This window comes from Streptomyces sp. NPDC005195, from assembly GCF_040608315.1.
Lineage (GTDB): Bacteria > Actinomycetota > Actinomycetes > Streptomycetales > Streptomycetaceae > Streptomyces > Streptomyces kaempferi.
Genome location: NZ_JBEXHZ010000402.1, coordinates 1 through 1,040, shown reverse-complemented (window position 1 = coordinate 1,040; position 1,040 = coordinate 1). Strand labels below are relative to the sequence as shown.

The following is a 1,040-nucleotide window of genomic DNA, read 5'->3' as shown; positions in this document are numbered from 1 at the left end:
GCTGGCCGCCGGCCTGCTCGTCCTCGCTGCCGGAGTCGCACTGTTCCTCAGGATTCGGCGTCGGCCTGCCGTCACCCGCGTGCCGAGTCACTCCCCGTAGTCCTCAGCGCAGGATGCCCGCGCGGGGCGCTCGGCTCCGTGACGACGGAGGCGGATCTACGATCTCGGTCCATGACGACTCCCGACTGCTACACCTGCGGCAGGGAAGCGGAGTTCGACGACCTTCCGCCACGCGAGTGCGTGGTTCACGACCGGCTCTGGCGGGTGGCCCACGTCTTCGGCTCCGCGGTGCCCGGCTGGCTGGTGCTGCTGCCCCGGCGCCACGTCACCGCGGTGCACGACCTCACCGACGCGGAGGCATCCGCCCTGGGGGTGTGGCAGGTCAGGCTCTCCCAGGCGCTGCGAGGTGTGACTGGTTGCGCCAAGACGTACGTCGTCCAGTTCGCCGAGGCGGAGGGTTTCGCCCACGTGCACTTCCACATCGTGCCGCGCATGACAGATCTTCGGCCAGAGCACCGCGGGCCGGGCGTTTTCGAGCTGCTTCGGGGACCGGAACAGGAGCGGGTAACGGCTGAACAGGCGGATCACCTGGCCCTCTCACTACGAGCTCACCTTCACACGCACCGGAACGCTCAGTAGCCCGAGGTGACACCGTGGAGGAGGATGCGGCGGTCGCCGGGGAGCACGCGTTGTTACGGGGTGCGGCAGGCGCATCGGCCGCGGACACCTGCGCCCGAGTGTTCAGCGGGATGCTCGGCCTTTCCGAGGACGCCGACCATGGAGTGGTCGACGCTTCCCGAGCACCAGGACATTCCCCTCACATCGAACGACAGTTGTCACAACGCCACTTGCTCTGATCACGACCGGGTCACTACAGTTCACATCCGAACCTTTGCTCGGGTGTTCGCTCGTTGGGAGTGACGGCGGAGGGACACCGCCCGTCGACGTCTCGGCAGGCGGCTGGAGGAAGAAGGAGCTCGCCTTCGTGGCGTCCCACCGTCGACCCAAGCAGCCGAGCCGCACCCGTGTGACCGTGCTCA

General features: G+C 68.0%; 1 protein-coding gene. It reads left to right on the top strand.

The features are described from left to right. The first annotated feature begins 171 nt into the window (after window positions 1-171). Window positions 172-639 (top strand): HIT domain-containing protein, encoded by a 468-nt coding sequence (locus ABZV34_RS39935; protein WP_356288368.1) that lies wholly within the window; start codon window positions 172-174, stop codon window positions 637-639. The last annotated feature ends 401 nt before the right edge of the window (window positions 640-1,040 follow it).